The sequence below is a fragment of the Ewingella americana ATCC 33852 genome (assembly GCF_000735345.1).
GTDB classification, from domain to species: domain Bacteria; phylum Pseudomonadota; class Gammaproteobacteria; order Enterobacterales; family Enterobacteriaceae; genus Ewingella; species Ewingella americana.
The window spans coordinates 316,681-332,409 of record NZ_JMPJ01000017.1 but is presented as its reverse complement, the minus strand read 5'-3'; the positions used below and the strand labels follow the sequence as shown (position 1 = coordinate 332,409).

Below are 15,729 nucleotides of genomic sequence, written 5' to 3'. Positions count from 1 at the left end.
GAATGTAAATCATTGTAATAGACAGTGTATTGCTCAGCCAAAGCCATACAATGACTGCATATGATTAAAATGATTACATGGTGACTATTATGATGCACTGCCCGAAATGCCAACACGCAGCACACGCACGTTCCAGCCGTTATCTGAGCATCAATACCAAAGAGCGCTATCACCAGTGTCAGAATATTAATTGCAGTTGCACGTTTAAAACTCATGAGTCGATTGCTGACATCATTGTCGAGCCAGGAACAGTTCACGCTGTGCAGTTGCATCCGGACAAAAATCAGCAGCAATCCTTCCAGATGCACTAACGAAAAAGCCCCAAATTAACGGGGCTTTTTTTGTCGATGTGGTCAATGCGTGGACACTGAAATGAAAAAATCCATTTAATTCATATAGTTAACATCGTTTTCAAAGGCACATTATGTGCCTTTTTTTGTGCCTTTTTCAGACGTCTTGCCTACTGCCCGCGTTAGAAACGCTAGGCGGGCAGCTTGCGACTTACTCTTCCAGCATAACCACTTTGCCGACGTACGGCAGGTGGCGATAGCGCTGGGCGTAGTCGATGCCGTAACCCACCACGAACTCGTCGGGGATGGCGAAACCAACATATTCGACTTTCACGTCTACTTCGCGGCGCTCGGGTTTATCGAGCAGCGTGCAGATTGCCAGTGATTTTGGGCCGCGCAGTTGCAGCAGTTCGCGGACTTTGCTCAGGGTGTTGCCGGAGTCGATGATGTCTTCGACGATCAGCACGTCTTTGCCACGGATATCTTCATCTAAGTCTTTGAGAATTTTAACATCGCGGGTGGTGGACATGCCGTTGCCGTAGCTGGAGGCGGTCATGAAATCCACTTCGTGGGAAACGTCAATGGTGCGACACAAGTCAGCCATAAACATGAATGAACCGCGCAACAGCCCAACCAGCACCATATCACTGCCGCTATCACGGTAGTGCTCGGTGATTTCACGGCCTAACTCAGCAATTCGGGTTTTGACTTCCTGCTCGGAAATCATGACGTCTACTCTGTGTTTCATATAAAGCCTAACCACCTGGAATTTGAAAGAGTCATCGCCATCACCGACCGTGATGGCGACCTTAAAGCGCGGGGATTATAACAAAGAACCAGATAATGAGTAACGCCGTCGGATCAACCAATGCCAGCCTGATGTAAATCGTGCAGATTTATCGCCCCAACCAGCACGCCTTCGCTGTTCACCACCGGCGCGGCGCTGATGTTCTGCTGGTGCAAGGCTTCCAGCGCCTCGCCCGCGCGCCACTGTTCCGGCAGTTGGAAGCCGGGACGGGTGATGGCACTCATCAGCGGCTCGTCCAGAGTGCGGCCTTTGACCAGCCAGCGGCGTAAGTCGCCATCGGTGAATACCCCCACCACGTGACGCTCTTGGTCACAGACCGCAATCAGGCCCAGCCCGGTTCGACTTAACTCGAGCATGGCGTTCATGACATTTTCTTGGCTGTCGATAACCGGCAGTCGGTCGCCGGTGCGCATCAAATGGTGAACGCGATTGAGCAGTCGCGCACCGAGGCTGCCGCCCGGATGTGAACGGGCGAAGTCTTCTGCGCCGAAGCCGCGATGACGCATTAACGCCATTGCCAGCGCGTCGCCCATCATCAGAGTATTGACCGCGCTGGAGGTCGGAGCCAGCCCCATTGGGCAAGATTCGCGCTCAACGCCAACATCAATAATAGCATCGGCGGCCTGCGCCAGCGGGGAGTCTTTGCCGCCGGTGATAGCAATCAGCTTGGTTTGGTTTTCCGCTAACAGAGGCAGGATCATATCCAGCTCTTTGGCGCGACCAGAATAGGAGATGAAGATCAGCACGTCGTTGCTGCCAATCATGCCTAAGTCGCCGTGCAGCGCCTCGGCAGGATGAACGAAAAAGGCTGGCGTGCCGGTGCTGGCAAGGGAGGCGGCAATTTTCTTGCCGATGTGCCCGGATTTGCCCATTCCCGACACCACGGCTTTGCCGGTGCAGTTGAGCAGCAACTGGCAGGCATCGACGAAGTTGTCATCGAGCCGAGTCAGCAGCCGTTGCGCTTCTTCGATTTCGATTTCCAGCGTTTCCCGCGCAAAGCCTAGCAGCGACTTTTTCATCTTCTTCTCCCCTAAGAATGATGTGAATATCATGGTTTTCAGCCGCGTTACCATACAGTCTGCTGAGCCGAATGTCAGTGATCGACATATCGACTCAGCAGAAAAGGCGCTAGCTAGAAACCGTGAAGCCCAGCATCATTCCAGTGTCTTCGTGCTCCAACAGGTGGCAGTGGGCCATGTAAGCCTGCTCTTTGCTCGCCAGATAGTTGAACCGCACCAGCACTTCGCTGCGCCCGCCCTCCACTCTCACAATGTCTTTCCAGCCCGCGCGGTGCGCCGCCACTGGCTTGCCATTCTCAGACAGAATGCGGAACTGGGTGCCGTGGATGTGGAACGGATGCAGCATCATGTCGCCTTCGCCGGAAATGGTCCATTTCTCGTACTGGCCCTGTTTGACGTCAAAGGCCGGGGTGTTCATGTCATAAGCTTTGCCATTGATCCGGTTGCCGCTCATCAGGTCGAACTTGCCGTCATCCTTCTTGCTCATGTCCATGCCAGCCATGCTGCCGTGGTCGTCGTGGGACATGCCCTGCATATCCATGCCCGCCATATCGTGGCCGCCGTCGCTTGAGCCGTGATCCATGCTCATACCGGCCATCGACTGATGCCCGTAGCGCGCCATCAGCGCCGCCATGCCCTGTTGGTCGAGGCGTGGGTCCATGGAGAGCTGCAACCAGCGGGTGGGTAAGCCGTCAACGGAAACCAGCTCCGGCAGTTTGATCAGTTGGTCAGGAATGTCCTGCTCGCCCTGAGTCAGGGTCGGCTGCACGCGCAGCACCGGCAGAGGTTTATCGAATGGCGCGAGGGTCATGCCCATCTGGGTAACCGGCAGGGTAACGAGGTCGAACGCCTTGGCATCCGGGCAGTTCACCAGTACTTCAAACCGTTCGCCGGGCAGCATCGGCAACTCGCTGAGTTTCACCGGCTCGGCGAGGAAACCGCCGTCGCTGGCAATCACGTAGAGTGGGCGACCATCGCTGGTCGAGACATTAAGCGAGCGCGCATTACAGCCGTTGAGCAGGCGGAAACGCAGCCAGCCGCGCGACACGCCGTGCTGCGGGAAGACCACGCCATTGGTCAGCATGTGTTGACCAAACCAGCCCACGGCGGCGGTCATCACATCCATCTGGTAATCAATTTGCCCGGCATCGTTCAGGCGTTTGTCCTGAAGCACCACGGGAATATCATCCACGCCCCAGCGCGAAGGCAGTTTCAGCTGGTTGCTTTCGTCATCTTCGATAAGCACTAAACCGGCCAGCCCCATTGCCACCTGATAACCACTGGTCTGGTGCGGATGTGGGTGGAACCAGCAGGTAGAAGCAGGCTGGTCGAGGGTGAATTGCACCGTCCGGCTAGCCCCGGGCGCGATCACGCCCTGCGGGCCGCCATCCACTTGGCCGGGAATTTCCAGCCCGTGCCAGTGTACCGTGCTCGCGACATTCAGCTGGTTATTCACCGTGACAGTCACCGGCTCGCCGCGTTTAACGCGCAGCGCAGGGCCAAGAATATTGCCGTTAATGCCCCAGGTTTCGGTATTCACGCCCGGCGTAAACTGGCTCTGACCGCGCTGTAAATTGAGCACCATGACGCCTTTGGCGTTAGGTTTGAGCAGCAGGGGAATCGGCAGTGCTGGCCTGTCAGCAGCAAATGCCAGACGGCTCCAGCCCGGCAGCGTAGTGGCCGCCCCCATCAGTGTGGTCCATTTAATAAAGTCACGACGATGCATGTTCAGTTCCTTTTGGCGATGTTCCGTGCCTCTGTCAGGGGTGGCAAAGAACGGGCAGATTTAGCACAGAGGGTAAACCTTCCACCAAGGGAAGGGTCAAGTAGCAAAACCGACAAAAGAAAATTTAGTGTGACTCAGGGCAAATATGTTAACGTCATTTAATTCCATCTGAGCCTGCTTTTTTCTCTTTATAAAGAACCACTCCATGAAAAAAACGACGCTAACCCTGATGTTGCTCGCCCTGCTCGGATTCTCCTCCGCCAGCCAGGCTTTAAGCGAATCAGAGGCTGAAGATCTGGCAGACCTGACCGCCGTCTTCGTGTATTTGAAAAATAATTGCGGCTACGAACAGCTTCCTAACGCGCAAATTAAGCGCGCGATTGTGTTTTTCGCTCAACAAAATCGTTGGGATTTAACCAATTACAGTAGCTTCAACATGCAAGCGATGGGCGAGGACAGCTATCGCGACCTGAGCGGGATTGCCGTCGCCAAGCCGACCAAGTGCAAGGCGCTGGCTCGTGACTCCCTTAGCCTGCTGGCCTACTCTAACTAACTCCCCTTCTCGCCCGGCTTTAGCATCTTCCCACTGACTTTCGCCTCTTGCCGGGCCGCTTTCCAGCGTATTTCCCCACCTCAGCTACACTTATATTCCCAAATCATCTGAGTAATATTCAATCGTGCATACAATGGCGATGTTGGCTATCATGTTGCCCCCATTTTCCAAGGCTGTGAATACTCAGGAGAAGATTGCACAATGTCCCAGAATCCGTCACAGAAATTGTCCGAAAAAGAAATGTGGTTTGAGACGCTGCACGCCAACTTTGGCCAATATTTTCGCGTCGAAAAAGAGCTGTATCGCGATAAAACCGAGCATCAGGATCTGATCATTTTCGAAAACGCCGAGCTGGGCCGCGTGATGGCGCTCGACGGCGTGGTACAGACCACCGAGCGTGATGAGTTCATCTATCACGAGATGATGGCGCACGTGCCGATTTTGGCCCACGGCCATGCTAAGAAGGTGCTGATTATCGGCGGCGGCGACGGCGGAATGCTGCGCGAAGTATGCCGTCATACGCAGGTCGAGTCGGTCACTATGGTGGAAATTGACGCTGGCGTGGTGGAGTTCTGCCGCCAGTATCTGCCGAACCACAATGCCGGTGCCTATGACGATCCGCGCTTTAACTTGGTGATCGACGACGGGGTGAAGTTCGTCAATCAGACCAATGAAACCTTTGATGTGATCATCTCAGATTGCACCGATCCCATTGGTCCCGGCGAAAGCCTGTTTACCTCAGAATTTTACCAAGGCTGCGAGCGCTGTCTGAATCCGGGCGGTATTTTTGTAGCGCAAAACGGTGTCTGCTTCTTACAGCAGGATGAAGCCGTAAATAGCCACCAGAAGCTGAGCCACTACTTCAGCGACGTCAGTTTTTACCAAGCGGCGATCCCGACCTACTACGGCGGCATCATGACTTTCGCCTGGGCCACTAACAGCCCGGAGCACCGCCAGCTCGACGCTAAGACGCTGCAAGCGCGCTTCGACGCCGCAGACATTGCCTGCCGTTATTACAACCCGGCAATCCATTATGGCAGCTTTGCCCTGCCACAATATCTACTGAATGCCCTGTCAGCCTCGCGCTGATCCGGCATCCATAAGGGGGTGGACTAAATTGCAAAAACTGAAACTGCACGGTTTCAATAACCTGACAAAAAGCCTGAGTTTTTGTATCTACGATATCTGTTATGCCAAGACGGCTGACGATCGTGACGGCTATATTGCCTACATTGACAAAGAATATAACGCCAACCGTTTGACGGAGATCCTCACCGAAACCTGTTCCATCATCGGTGCCAACATCCTCAACGTGGCGCGGCAGGACTATGAGCCACAGGGGGCCAGCGTCACGATTTTAGTGAGCGAAGAGCCAATGGATCCGCGCGATGTGGATACCACGGAGAACCCTGGCCCGCTGCCAAGCTCGGTGGTGGCGCATCTCGATAAGAGCCACATCTGCGTGCATACCTACCCAGAAAGCCACCCTGAAGGCGGGCTTTGCACTTTCCGCGCGGATATTGAAGTCTCCACCTGTGGCGTAATCTCGCCCCTCAAGGCGCTGAACTACCTGATTCACCAGCTGGAATCTGACATTGTCACTATTGATTACCGCGTGCGCGGCTTCACTCGCGACATTAATGGCGTCAAACACTACATCGACCATTCGATCAACTCGATTCAGAACTTCATGTCGAAGGATATGAAAGCGCTATATGACATGATGGATGTGAACGTGTATCAGGAAAATATATTCCACACCAAGATGATGCTAAAAGAGTTCGACCTTAAGCATTATCTTTTCAATGCCAAGCCCGACCAATTAAGCGCGGCAGAGCGTAAAGAGATCACCGACCTGCTTTATAAAGAGATGCAGGAAATTTATTACGGTAGAAATATCCCCTCGCTCTAAGGTATTTACGCCGAGAAGCAGTTAATAGGAAGTTAATAAAATGGCGAACATCACAGGTCCGCCATTTTAATTTGACTTAACTCCGCACTCGGCTACAGTTAATTCTTATAGAAATCCCCGCTTCTACCTAAAAAATTCACTAAAGCTGTTTTTTATCTCACCCTAACCCAAATTGATCGGAAAATGATCTGCGCAATAAGCTAAATTTTAAGAATATAAAAAATCAATTAACTCAAATAGATAACTAGTAAAGCCTAAAATTTCACTTATTACTTTTGTATTGATCTTATTTTGACCAAAAATGAATAGAGCCTGTTTTACCCACCTTATCCTGCGTTAGCATCCCCCCGCTGTTTTTAAAATCACCGCTCTCCTTCACTGACACAAAGAAATAATAAAATGACAATCTGTAAATTAAAGACCGTTGCCACCTTATTGGTATCGAGCTCTTTATTGGTTTCCGGGGTTTCCCGGGCCGGGGAAAGTTTGTTCAGCAGCAATACTGATGGAACACGCCACTATGTCAGCTATGGGGCGGAATATTATAAATGGGATGAAACCGTCGCCAATAAAGACGGCAAATACGTTGCAGAACACGGTCCTCGCCTGCGGGTAAACTTTGGTGCTAATAACTATCTTGATGCGCCAAGCGGCTTATTAAAAGCCTGGGATATGAGCCTGATGTTTGGCATCGTCAATTATCAGGGCAGCACGCTAGATGATAGCGCCAACGTGCCCGATGGCTCGTTAAAAGGCAAAACCACCTATACCGGCTACAGCGCGGATATCACGCGGGGTTACCGTTATCGCGCTTCGGACAGCGTCTCTTTTGATGCCAAAGGCGCGCTGGGCGGGCAATTCTGGCTGCGCAATATTCGTTCCGACGATGTCTATATCGCCGCCGAGAATCGCACTCGCCAGTACAGCGCACTCGAGGTCACGCTTCAGCCTTATGCCAAAGCCTCTTTGGGTGCTAACTGGCAGATGACCAGCGAGTCACGCCTGAGCCTTGAAGGCGGCGCGTTGTATCCGATTAAAACTTGGACCCACAGCAATCAGGGCGGCGTGTGGCTGGAGCCGAAATCGCGCCTGTCGCCATTCACCAGTCTGACGTGGAATATCAACAAAGACCTGTTTGTGAAGGCGTCCTATGTTCACCAGAAATACGGTAAATCGGATGACAAGCAGGGCAAGCTCGATGGCCAAGACGTTGGCTACTACCAGCCAGCCACCACCACTTCGACGCTTGGCTTAGAGTTCGGTTACTACTTCTGATCCCCACCTCTCAATCCCCTTCATCAGGAATTGCTTTGATGAAGGGGATTGAGATTCTTCATATTTGCTTAGTCGCAACAATCGCTTATCTTGGGTATCCCTTTCCCTGACTCAGACCTCATCCATGGATCGTTTTGCGACGCTGTTTGGTGTTATTGCGATTGTATTGTGGAGCATGAGCGTTGCTCTGACTCGCAGCTTGGCCGAAGCCCTTGGGCCATTTGGCGCTGCAGCCTCTATTTATACCGTGAGTGGAATTATGGTGTGGATGGCCAGCAGCCGACCGACGCTGCGCGGGCAATCGGCGGCTTATCTGATTATCTGCGGCCTGCTGTTCGTCTTCTATATGGTGTCGTTCTCGCTGGCGATTGGTCTGGCTCATAGCCGCCAGCAAACCTTGGAACTTGGCCTGATTAACTATTTGTGGCCCAGCCTGACGCTGCTGTTCGCCGTGCCGTTGCTGAAACTAAAAGTGCGTTGGTGGATGTGGCCGGGCGCGGTGTTAGCCTTTGTTGGCGTGCTGTGGGCTATTAGCGGCGGGCACGGTTTGGATATCCACCAGCTGATGCGCAATGTGCGCAGCAACCCGGTGGCTTATGCGCTGGCGCTCGGCGCGGCGCTCTCTTGGGCGCTTTACTCCAATCTGGTGCGGGTGTTTAGCAAAGGGGCTGGCGTGCTGCCGCTGTTCTTGCTGGCCACCGGCGCGGTGCTGTGGGCGCTCTACTTCAACTACTCTTCCACCCGAATCAGAATGACGTGGCCGGCCGTCACCGAGTTACTGGTAATGGGCGCGATCACCGCGATTTCCTATCAGTGCTGGGACATCGCGATGAAAAAAGGCAATGCCACGCTGGTTGCGGCACTCTCCTATTTCACGCCGTTGTCGGCTATTTTTATCGCGGGATTGTGGCTGCACACCTTGCCGGGAGCCAGTTTCTGGCCGGGCGTCGGCATGGTAGTGGCGGGTTCACTGCTTTGCTGGAGCGCGTCGCGCGGCAAGTAACGGCTTAGCGGTAGGTGGTGACGAAAGAACGGTACTTTTCGAGGACTTGCAGAAAGTCCTCGACGCCGCAAAACGCCAAACTCTCTTCATCGTAGTAGCTCATGCCCTCTTCCATCTCGTCGCCTTCAAAACCGAGCTGGTTGGCGCGGATCATCACTTCATCGTCGGCCAGCAGCAGCGTGTATTCGTGGCCTTCAATCTGGCACTGGCGCTCGCTGCCTTTTAGCTCGGCGAGGGCTGCTTCGACTTTATCCAGCACGCTCAAGTCGCCTTTGACTTCTTCATTCAGCCAGTGGCCCAGAACCTCATGCCCCATTGAAAAACGAACTTTGACCTCACCGGTGATATCACGCAAAAAATCGTAGTCCATGGTTGAGTCCTCTGAAAAATTCATAACAAAAAGGGGAGCCGAGGCTCCCCTTTCAACAATGGTCAGAATATAACGATTTAGACTGCGGTTTGGAAGATTACGCCGTCAGCTTTGTCAGTATATTCACTCAGCTTGTCGAAGTTCAGATAACGGTAAGTGTCTACCGCCGTCTTGTCTACTTCGGCCATATAGCCCAGATACTCTTCAGGCGTTGGCAAGCGACCCAGCAGGGAAGCCACCGCGGCCAGCTCTGCCGAGGCCAGATAGACGTTTGCACCATTACCCAGACGGTTCGGGAAGTTACGGGTAGAGGTTGAAACCACGGTAGAACCGTCGGCCACGCGCGCTTGGTTACCCATGCACAGTGAACAGCCAGGAATTTCAACCCGCGCACCGCTCTTACCGAAGACGCTGTAATAGCCCTCTTCTGTCAGCTGAGCCGCATCCATTTTGGTCGGTGGAGCAACCCACAGACGCGTTGGCAACGCGCCTTTATGGCTGTCGAGCAGTTTACCTGCTGCGCGGAAGTGACCGATGTTGGTCATGCAAGAACCGATGAACACTTCATCAATTTTGCTGTTCTGCACAGAGGAAAGCAGACGAGCGTCGTCCGGGTCGTTTGGCGCACAAAGAATTGGCTCTTTGATCTCAGCCAGATCGATTTCAATCACTGCCGCGTATTCCGCGTCAGCATCGGCTTCGAGCAGGTTTGGATTCGCCAGCCACTCTTCCATGCCTTTGATGCGGCGCTCGATGGTACGACGATCGCCGTAACCTTCAGAGATCATCCACTTCAGCAGCACGATGTTAGAGCTCAGGTACTCTTTGATCGGTGCCTGATCCAGTTTGATCGTACAACCCGCCGCAGAACGCTCTGCGGACGCATCCGCCAGTTCAAAGGCTTGTTCTACTTTCAGCTCTGGCAGACCTTCGATTTCCAGAATACGGCCTGAGAACAGGTTCTTCTTCCCTTTCTTCTCAACGGTCAGATGACCTTCTTGAATCGCGTAGTAAGGGATCGCATGAACCAGATCACGCAGGGTGATTCCCGGTTGCATCTTACCTTTGAAACGCACCAGAACGGATTCTGGCATATCAAGAGGCATCACGCCGGTTGCTGCCGCAAAGGCCACCAGCCCGGAACCTGCCGGGAAGGAGATGCCGATTGGGAAGCGAGTGTGTGAGTCGCCGCCGGTGCCGACGGTGTCTGGCAACAGCATACGGTTCAGCCATGAGTGGATGATACCGTCACCCGGACGCAGTGAAACACCGCCGCGGTTCATGATGAAGTCTGGCAGAGTGTGGTGAGTCGTCACGTCAACCGGCTTAGGATAAGCGGCGGTGTGACAGAAAGACTGCATCACTAAATCAGCAGAGAAGCCCAAGCAGGCCAAGTCTTTCAGCTCATCACGGGTCATTGGACCGGTGGTGTCCTGAGAGCCTACGGAGGTCATCTTAGGTTCGCAGTATTCACCCGGGCGAATACCGGCAACGCCACAGGCGCGGCCAACCATTTTCTGTGCCAGCGAGAAGCCTTTGTCGCTCTTAGCAACAGGCTTGGCGATGCGGAACACGTCGCTTGTTGGCAGTTTCAGTGATTCACGGGCTTTGGTGGTTAAGCCACGGCCGATGATCAATGGAATACGGCCACCGGCGCGAACTTCGTCCAGCAAGACGTCAGTTTTAAGTTCGAACTTAGCAATGACTTCGCCAGTGTCGTGGTTACGCACTTCGCCGAGGTACGGGAAGATGTCGATAACATCGCCCATATTCAGATCAGAAACGTCCACTTCGATTGGCAGTGCGCCAGCATCTTCCATGGTGTTGAAGAAGATTGGTGCGATTTTGCCACCCAGCACCACACCGCCGCCGCGCTTGTTCGGCACGAATGGGATGTCGTCGCCCATGAACCACAACACGGAGTTGGTTGCAGATTTACGGGAAGAGCCAGTACCGACTACGTCACCCACGTAAGCCAGCGGGAAGCCTTTTTTGTTCAGTTCTTCGATCTGTTTAATTGGACCTACGCTGCCCGGCGCGTCAGGCACGATGCCTTCGCGTTCGTTTTTCAGCATAGCCAACGCGTGCAGAGGGATATCTGGACGGGACCAGGCATCCGGAGCAGGCGACAAATCGTCAGTGTTGGTTTCGCCCGTGACTTTGAAAACGGTAACGGTGATTTTCTCGGCCAGTTTTGGACGAGACAGGTACCATTCCGCATCAGCCCAGGACTGAAGAATCTTTTTAGCGTGCTCATTACCTGCCTGCGCTTTCTCTTCCACATCGTAGAAGTTGTCGAACATCAGCAGAGTATGGGACAGCGCTTTAGCAGCGATAGGTGCCAGTTTGGCATCTTCAAGTGCGTCGATCAGCGGGTGAATGTTGTAGCCGCCCTGCATGGTGCCCAGCAGTTCAATGGCTTTTTCAGGGGTAACCAACGGGGAGGTTGTTTCGCCTTTGGCGACGGCAGCCAGGAATCCGGCTTTAACATAGGCGGCTTCATCAACGCCTGGCGGTACACGATTAATCAGCAGGTCTAACAGAGTTTCTTCTTCGCCTTTCGGCGGATTTTTCAGGGACTCAACCAACGCTGCCATCTGTGAAGCATCAAGTGGCTTAGGGACGATGCCCTCAGCAGCACGCTCGGCTACGTGCTTACGGTATTCTTCTAGCACGACTTTCTCCTCGCTCTCATTGTCATTTATTATGCCTGGCTTCCATCATCAGAACCGTGTCATGCCTGTAGGGACAGGGGATTTCAATTTGCCTGATGAATCGGGACACTGCGGGTATGTTGATTTCTTTGTCGTCATAACAAGTCCTTGAACCTAAGCACAGTGGCCCTTTGCGCCGAGGCAGCATAGCAGGATTTATCTCGCTTGTTAATTCGTTCACATAAAAGCAACATTAAATCTTTGCTGAATCGTTGAGCACAGACGGATCGACTGCGCGCCCTCTTGCCGCGCACTAGAACAGCATAATAGGCTTAGATTAACAAGGGATTAAAGGCGGGGTTTGGGAAATATAGCACGCACAAAAAAACCGCCGAAAAGGCGGTTGATTTGTATTCCCTAGGTGTTAGCAGGCACCGTAGAAATCCTTACTTCAACATAAGTAAGCGCCACAGAGCGATGGAATATTGACCAGCAATCCAGTGAAAAGCAATCCTAAAGACAAACTGCGCGCATAAAAAAACGGCGCCTTTCAGCGCCGTTTGTTCAAACTCTAAAGCTTAAATTATTTCTTTTTCGCTTTAGGGTTCGGCAGGTCAGTGATGCTGCCTTCGTAGATTTCTGCTGCCAGACCCACGGACTCGTGCAGAGTCGGGTGAGCATGGATGGTCAGCGCGATATCTTCTGCATCACAACCCATTTCAATCGCCAGACCGATTTCGCCCAACAGCTCGCCGCCGTTAGTACCGACAATAGCACCACCGATCACGCGGTGAGATTCTTTGTCGAAGATCAGTTTGGTCATACCGTCTGCGCAGTCGGAAGCGATAGCACGGCCAGAAGCAGCCCACGGGAAGGTGGCGGTTTCGTAGCTGATGCCTTTCTCTTTCGCTTCTTTCTCAGTCAGACCCACCCAAGCAACTTCTGGCTCAGTGTAAGCGATTGATGGAATAACTTTCGGGTCGAAGTAATGTTTCTTGCCGGAGATAACTTCCGCAGCAACGTGGCCTTCGTGGACACCTTTGTGTGCCAGCATTGGCTGACCGACGATGTCGCCGATAGCAAAGATGTGTGGCACGTTGGTGCGCATTTGTTTGTCGACGTGGATGAAGCCACGGTCGTCAACTTCAACGCCTGCTGCGCCAGCTTCCAGCGATTTGCCGTTTGGAACGCGGCCGATAGCCACCAGCACTGCGTCATAACGCTGTGGTTCTGCTGGCGCTTTCTTGCCTTCCATTGTCACGTAGATGCCGTCTTCTTTGGCTTCAACCGCGGTAACTTTGGTTTCCAGCATCAGGTTGAATTGCTTGCTGATTTTCTTGGTAAAGACTTTAACAACGTCTTTGTCAGCCGCAGGGATAACCTGATCGAACATTTCCACTACGTCGATTTTTGAACCGAGCGCGTGGTAAACGGTACCCATTTCCAGACCGATGATACCGCCGCCCATCACCAGCAGACGCTCTGGGACGGTTTTCAGCTCAAGCGCATCCGTTGAGTCCCAAACGCGTGGGTCATCATGTGGAATAAATGGCAGAGTGATTGGACGGGAACCCGCCGCAATGATGGCATTGTCGAAGTTGATGGTGGTCGCACCGTTTTCGCCTTCAACAACCAGAGTATTCGCGCCAGTAAATTTGCCCAAGCCGTTCACGACTTTGACTTTACGGCCTTTCGCCATACCAGCAAGACCACCGGTCAGTTGGTTGATGACTTTTTCTTTCCAGACACGCACTTTGTCGATGTCAGTTTTCGGCTCGCCGAAAATAATACCGTGCTCTTCCAAAGCTTTAGCTTCGGAGATGACTTTCGCCACGTGCAGCAGGGCTTTTGAAGGGATACAGCCAACGTTCAGACACACGCCACCAAGGGTGGAATAACGTTCAACCAGAACTGTCTCAAGACCTAAATCAGCGCAACGGAAAGCAGCAGAATAGCCCGCAGGGCCCGCCCCAAGTACCACGACCTGAGTTTTAATTTCAGTACTCATCATGACCTCTTAATTGTTTGTCCGGCGGGTCAGACGTCTTATTTTGTGTCGCAACGCCCATCATCCACCGGGTCGTTCTATCGCCCGCAGTTTACAAAATTGTTAACAAATTTGAAACAACAAACGGCATACGATTTGTGCTTTGCTACTGATAATCCCCAACAGCATGGCGAGATTAGCAGAAAAAAGCCGGCCGTTTGGCCGGCTTTTTTGGCTTACATCACCAAGCGGCGAATGTCAGACAACACGTTGTTAATGATGGTAATGAAGCGCGCACCATCCGCACCGTCGATAACACGGTGGTCGAAGGAGAGCGACATTGGCATCATCAGGCGCGGTGTGAACTCTTTACCGTTCCAGACTGGCTCCATCGCGGACTTGGAGACACCGAGGATCGCCACTTCTGGCGCATTGACGATTGGCGCGAAGTGGGTCGTCCCGATACCACCAAGGCTAGAGATGGTGAAGCAACCGCCCTGCATTTCGCCAGCAGTCAGCTTACCGTCACGCGCTTTCTTGGAGATAGCCATCAGTTCACGGGACAGCTCAGCGATACCTTTCTTGTTCACGTCTTTGAAGACTGGAACAACCAGGCCGTTAGGCGTATCAACCGCAACACCGATATTGATGTATTTTTTCAGCGTCAGCTTCTGACCATCTTCGGACAGAGAACTGTTGAAGCGAGGCATCTGCTCAAGAGCAGCTGCAACGGCTTTCATGATGAAGACCACTGGGGTGAATTTCACATCCAGTTTGCGTTTCGCCGCTTCGTCATTCTGCTGTTTACGGAAAGCTTCCAGCTCGGTGATATCGGTTTTGTCGAAGTGCGTTACGTGCGGGATCATCACCCAGTTACGGCTCAGGTTAGCACCAGAGATTTTCTGGATACGACCCAATTCAACTTCTTCGATTTCACCAAACTTGCTGAAGTCGACTTTCGGCCATGGCAGCATGCCCGGCAGACCGCCGCCAGTTGCTGCAGCAGGTGCAGCTTCAGCGCGTTTCACGGCTTCTTTCACGTAAGTCTGCACGTCTTCGCGCAGGATACGGCCCTTACGACCCGTGCCCTTCACTTTCGCCAGATTCACACCGAATTCGCGCGCCAGGCGACGAATAACCGGAGTCGCGTGAACGTAAGCATCGTTCTCAGCAAACTCGCCTTTGCTTTCTGCTTTAGCGGCAGGCGCAGCGGCTTTCTGTTCTTGCTTAGCAGGTGCAGCAGCTTCTTCTTTCTTAGCAGCAGGAGCTGGAGCAGCGCCTTCTACTTCGAAGACCATGATCAGGGAGCCGGTGCTGACTTTGTCGCCCGCAGCGATTTTGATCTCTTTCACGGTACCCGCGAACGGAGCCGGAACTTCCATTGAAGCTTTGTCGCCTTCAACGGTGATCAGAGACTGCTCAGCGGTGACTTTGTCGCCCACTTTAACCATGATTTCAGTGACTTCAACTTCGTCGCCGCCGATATCTGGCACGTTAACTTCTTTGCTGCCCGACGCCGCTGGGGCTGCCGGTGCGGCTTCAGATTTGGCTTCTTCTTTGGCCGGAGCCGCTGAACCAGAACCTGCAACTTCGAACACCATGATCAGAGAGCCGGTGCTGACTTTGTCGCCCGCAGCGATTTTGATCTCTTTCACGGTACCCGCGAACGGAGCCGGAACTTCCATTGAGGCTTTGTCGCCTTCAACGGTGATCAGGGACTGTTCTGCTTCAACTTTGTCGCCAACTTTAACCATGATCTCGGTAACTTCAACTTCGTCACCACCGATGTCCGGTACGCTGACTTCTTTGCTTTCGCTAGAAGCCGCAGCAGTTGGTTTCTCTTCAGTTTTAGGTGCAGCTTTCTCTTCGGCTTTAGCAGGTGCTGCATCAGCAGCACCTTCAGCGGAGTCGAAGATCATGATCAGTTTGCCGGTCTCAACCGAGTCGCCCACTGCCACTTTAATCTCTTTCACAACACCCGCTTGTGGTGAAGGAACTTCCATTGAAGCCTTGTCGCCTTCAACGGTGATCAGCGACTGTTCAGCTTCAACTTTATCGCCGACCTTCACCATAATTTCGGTGACTTCAACTGCATCTGCACCGATATCAGGTACGTTAATTTCAATAGCCAT

At 53.0% G+C, this 15,729-nt stretch carries 13 protein-coding genes; 6 read left to right on the top strand and 7 right to left on the bottom strand.

Translation table 11 applies throughout. The features are described from left to right. The first annotated feature begins 89 nt into the window (after positions 1-89). Positions 90-311 carry a DNA-binding transcriptional regulator gene (locus GEAM_RS01530; protein WP_034787259.1) on the top strand — a complete coding sequence of 74 codons (222 nt, stop codon included), beginning with the start codon at positions 90-92 and terminating at the stop codon, positions 309-311. Between the two features lie 190 nt (positions 312-501). Here the strand turns inward: GEAM_RS01530 and hpt are convergent, their stop codons facing one another. From hpt to cueO, 3 genes are all read right to left on the bottom strand, one after another. After that, positions 502-1,038: a hypoxanthine phosphoribosyltransferase gene (gene hpt / locus GEAM_RS01525; protein ID WP_034787258.1), complete on the bottom strand. Its 537-nt coding sequence runs from the start codon at positions 1,036-1,038 to the stop codon at positions 502-504. Positions 1,039-1,151: 113 nt separating this feature from the next. Next, complete coding sequence (gutQ, locus tag GEAM_RS01520; protein WP_034787255.1) at positions 1,152-2,117, bottom strand: arabinose-5-phosphate isomerase GutQ; 966 nt, start codon at positions 2,115-2,117, stop codon at positions 1,152-1,154. Positions 2,118-2,226: 109 nt separating this feature from the next. Continuing rightward, positions 2,227-3,843 (bottom strand): multicopper oxidase CueO, encoded by a 1,617-nt coding sequence (gene cueO / locus GEAM_RS01515; protein ID WP_034787253.1) that lies wholly within the window; start codon positions 3,841-3,843, stop codon positions 2,227-2,229. 205 nt (positions 3,844-4,048) lie between these two features. Between cueO and GEAM_RS01510 the strand changes: the two genes are divergently transcribed. From GEAM_RS01510 to yddG, 5 genes are all read left to right on the top strand, one after another. Beyond that, a complete protein-coding gene (locus GEAM_RS01510; RefSeq protein ID WP_034787248.1) occupies positions 4,049-4,396 on the top strand; it encodes a YacC family pilotin-like protein in 348 nt (115 codons plus the stop codon). Between the two features lie 225 nt (positions 4,397-4,621). Next, a complete protein-coding gene (gene speE / locus GEAM_RS01505) occupies positions 4,622-5,485 on the top strand; it encodes a polyamine aminopropyltransferase (protein ID WP_034787332.1) in 864 nt (287 codons plus the stop codon). Between the two features lie 28 nt (positions 5,486-5,513). Next, positions 5,514-6,308 (top strand): adenosylmethionine decarboxylase, encoded by a 795-nt coding sequence (gene speD, locus GEAM_RS01500; protein ID WP_034787246.1) that lies wholly within the window; start codon positions 5,514-5,516, stop codon positions 6,306-6,308. 486 nt (positions 6,309-6,794) lie between these two features. Further along, the gene (locus GEAM_RS01495; RefSeq protein ID WP_244956632.1) at positions 6,795-7,583 is read left to right on the top strand and encodes a hypothetical protein; all 789 of its coding nucleotides are present in this window, start codon (positions 6,795-6,797) and stop codon (positions 7,581-7,583) included. Between the two features lie 124 nt (positions 7,584-7,707). After that, positions 7,708-8,586, top strand: coding sequence for an aromatic amino acid DMT transporter YddG (gene yddG / locus GEAM_RS01490; RefSeq protein WP_034787240.1), 879 nt, complete (start codon positions 7,708-7,710; stop codon positions 8,584-8,586). A gap of 4 nt (positions 8,587-8,590) precedes the next feature. Here the strand turns inward: yddG and yacL are convergent, their stop codons facing one another. From yacL to aceF, 4 genes are all read right to left on the bottom strand, one after another. Further along, positions 8,591-8,956: a protein YacL gene (gene yacL, locus GEAM_RS01485; protein ID WP_034787239.1), complete on the bottom strand. Its 366-nt coding sequence runs from the start codon at positions 8,954-8,956 to the stop codon at positions 8,591-8,593. 77 nt (positions 8,957-9,033) lie between these two features. Beyond that, positions 9,034-11,631: a bifunctional aconitate hydratase 2/2-methylisocitrate dehydratase gene (gene acnB / locus GEAM_RS01480; RefSeq protein ID WP_034787237.1), complete on the bottom strand. Its 2,598-nt coding sequence runs from the start codon at positions 11,629-11,631 to the stop codon at positions 9,034-9,036. A 562-nt stretch (positions 11,632-12,193) separates the two neighbouring features. Further along, positions 12,194-13,618 (bottom strand): dihydrolipoyl dehydrogenase, encoded by a 1,425-nt coding sequence (gene lpdA / locus GEAM_RS01475; protein WP_034787233.1) that lies wholly within the window; start codon positions 13,616-13,618, stop codon positions 12,194-12,196. 215 nt (positions 13,619-13,833) lie between these two features. Next, a complete protein-coding gene (gene aceF, locus GEAM_RS01470; RefSeq protein WP_034787229.1) occupies positions 13,834-15,729 on the bottom strand; it encodes a pyruvate dehydrogenase complex dihydrolipoyllysine-residue acetyltransferase in 1,896 nt (631 codons plus the stop codon).

Excerpts from the sequence above, each read along its gene's own strand:
- GEAM_RS01530 (WP_034787259.1), top strand. The coding sequence starts at position 90 with ATGATGCACTGCCCGAAATGCCAACACGCAGCACACGCACGTTCCAGC.
- hpt (WP_034787258.1), bottom strand. The coding sequence starts at position 1,038 with ATGAAACACAGAGTAGACGTCATGATTTCCGAGCAGGAAGTCAAAACC.
- gutQ (WP_034787255.1), bottom strand. The coding sequence starts at position 2,117 with ATGAAAAAGTCGCTGCTAGGCTTTGCGCGGGAAACGCTGGAAATCGAA.
- cueO (WP_034787253.1), bottom strand. The coding sequence starts at position 3,843 with ATGCATCGTCGTGACTTTATTAAATGGACCACACTGATGGGGGCGGCC.
- GEAM_RS01510 (WP_034787248.1), top strand. The coding sequence starts at position 4,049 with ATGAAAAAAACGACGCTAACCCTGATGTTGCTCGCCCTGCTCGGATTC.
- yddG (WP_034787240.1), top strand. The coding sequence starts at position 7,708 with ATGGATCGTTTTGCGACGCTGTTTGGTGTTATTGCGATTGTATTGTGG.
- yacL (WP_034787239.1), bottom strand. The coding sequence starts at position 8,956 with ATGGACTACGATTTTTTGCGTGATATCACCGGTGAGGTCAAAGTTCGT.
- lpdA (WP_034787233.1), bottom strand. The coding sequence starts at position 13,618 with ATGAGTACTGAAATTAAAACTCAGGTCGTGGTACTTGGGGCGGGCCCT.
- aceF (WP_034787229.1), bottom strand. The coding sequence starts at position 15,729 with ATGGCTATTGAAATTAACGTACCTGATATCGGTGCAGATGCAGTTGAA.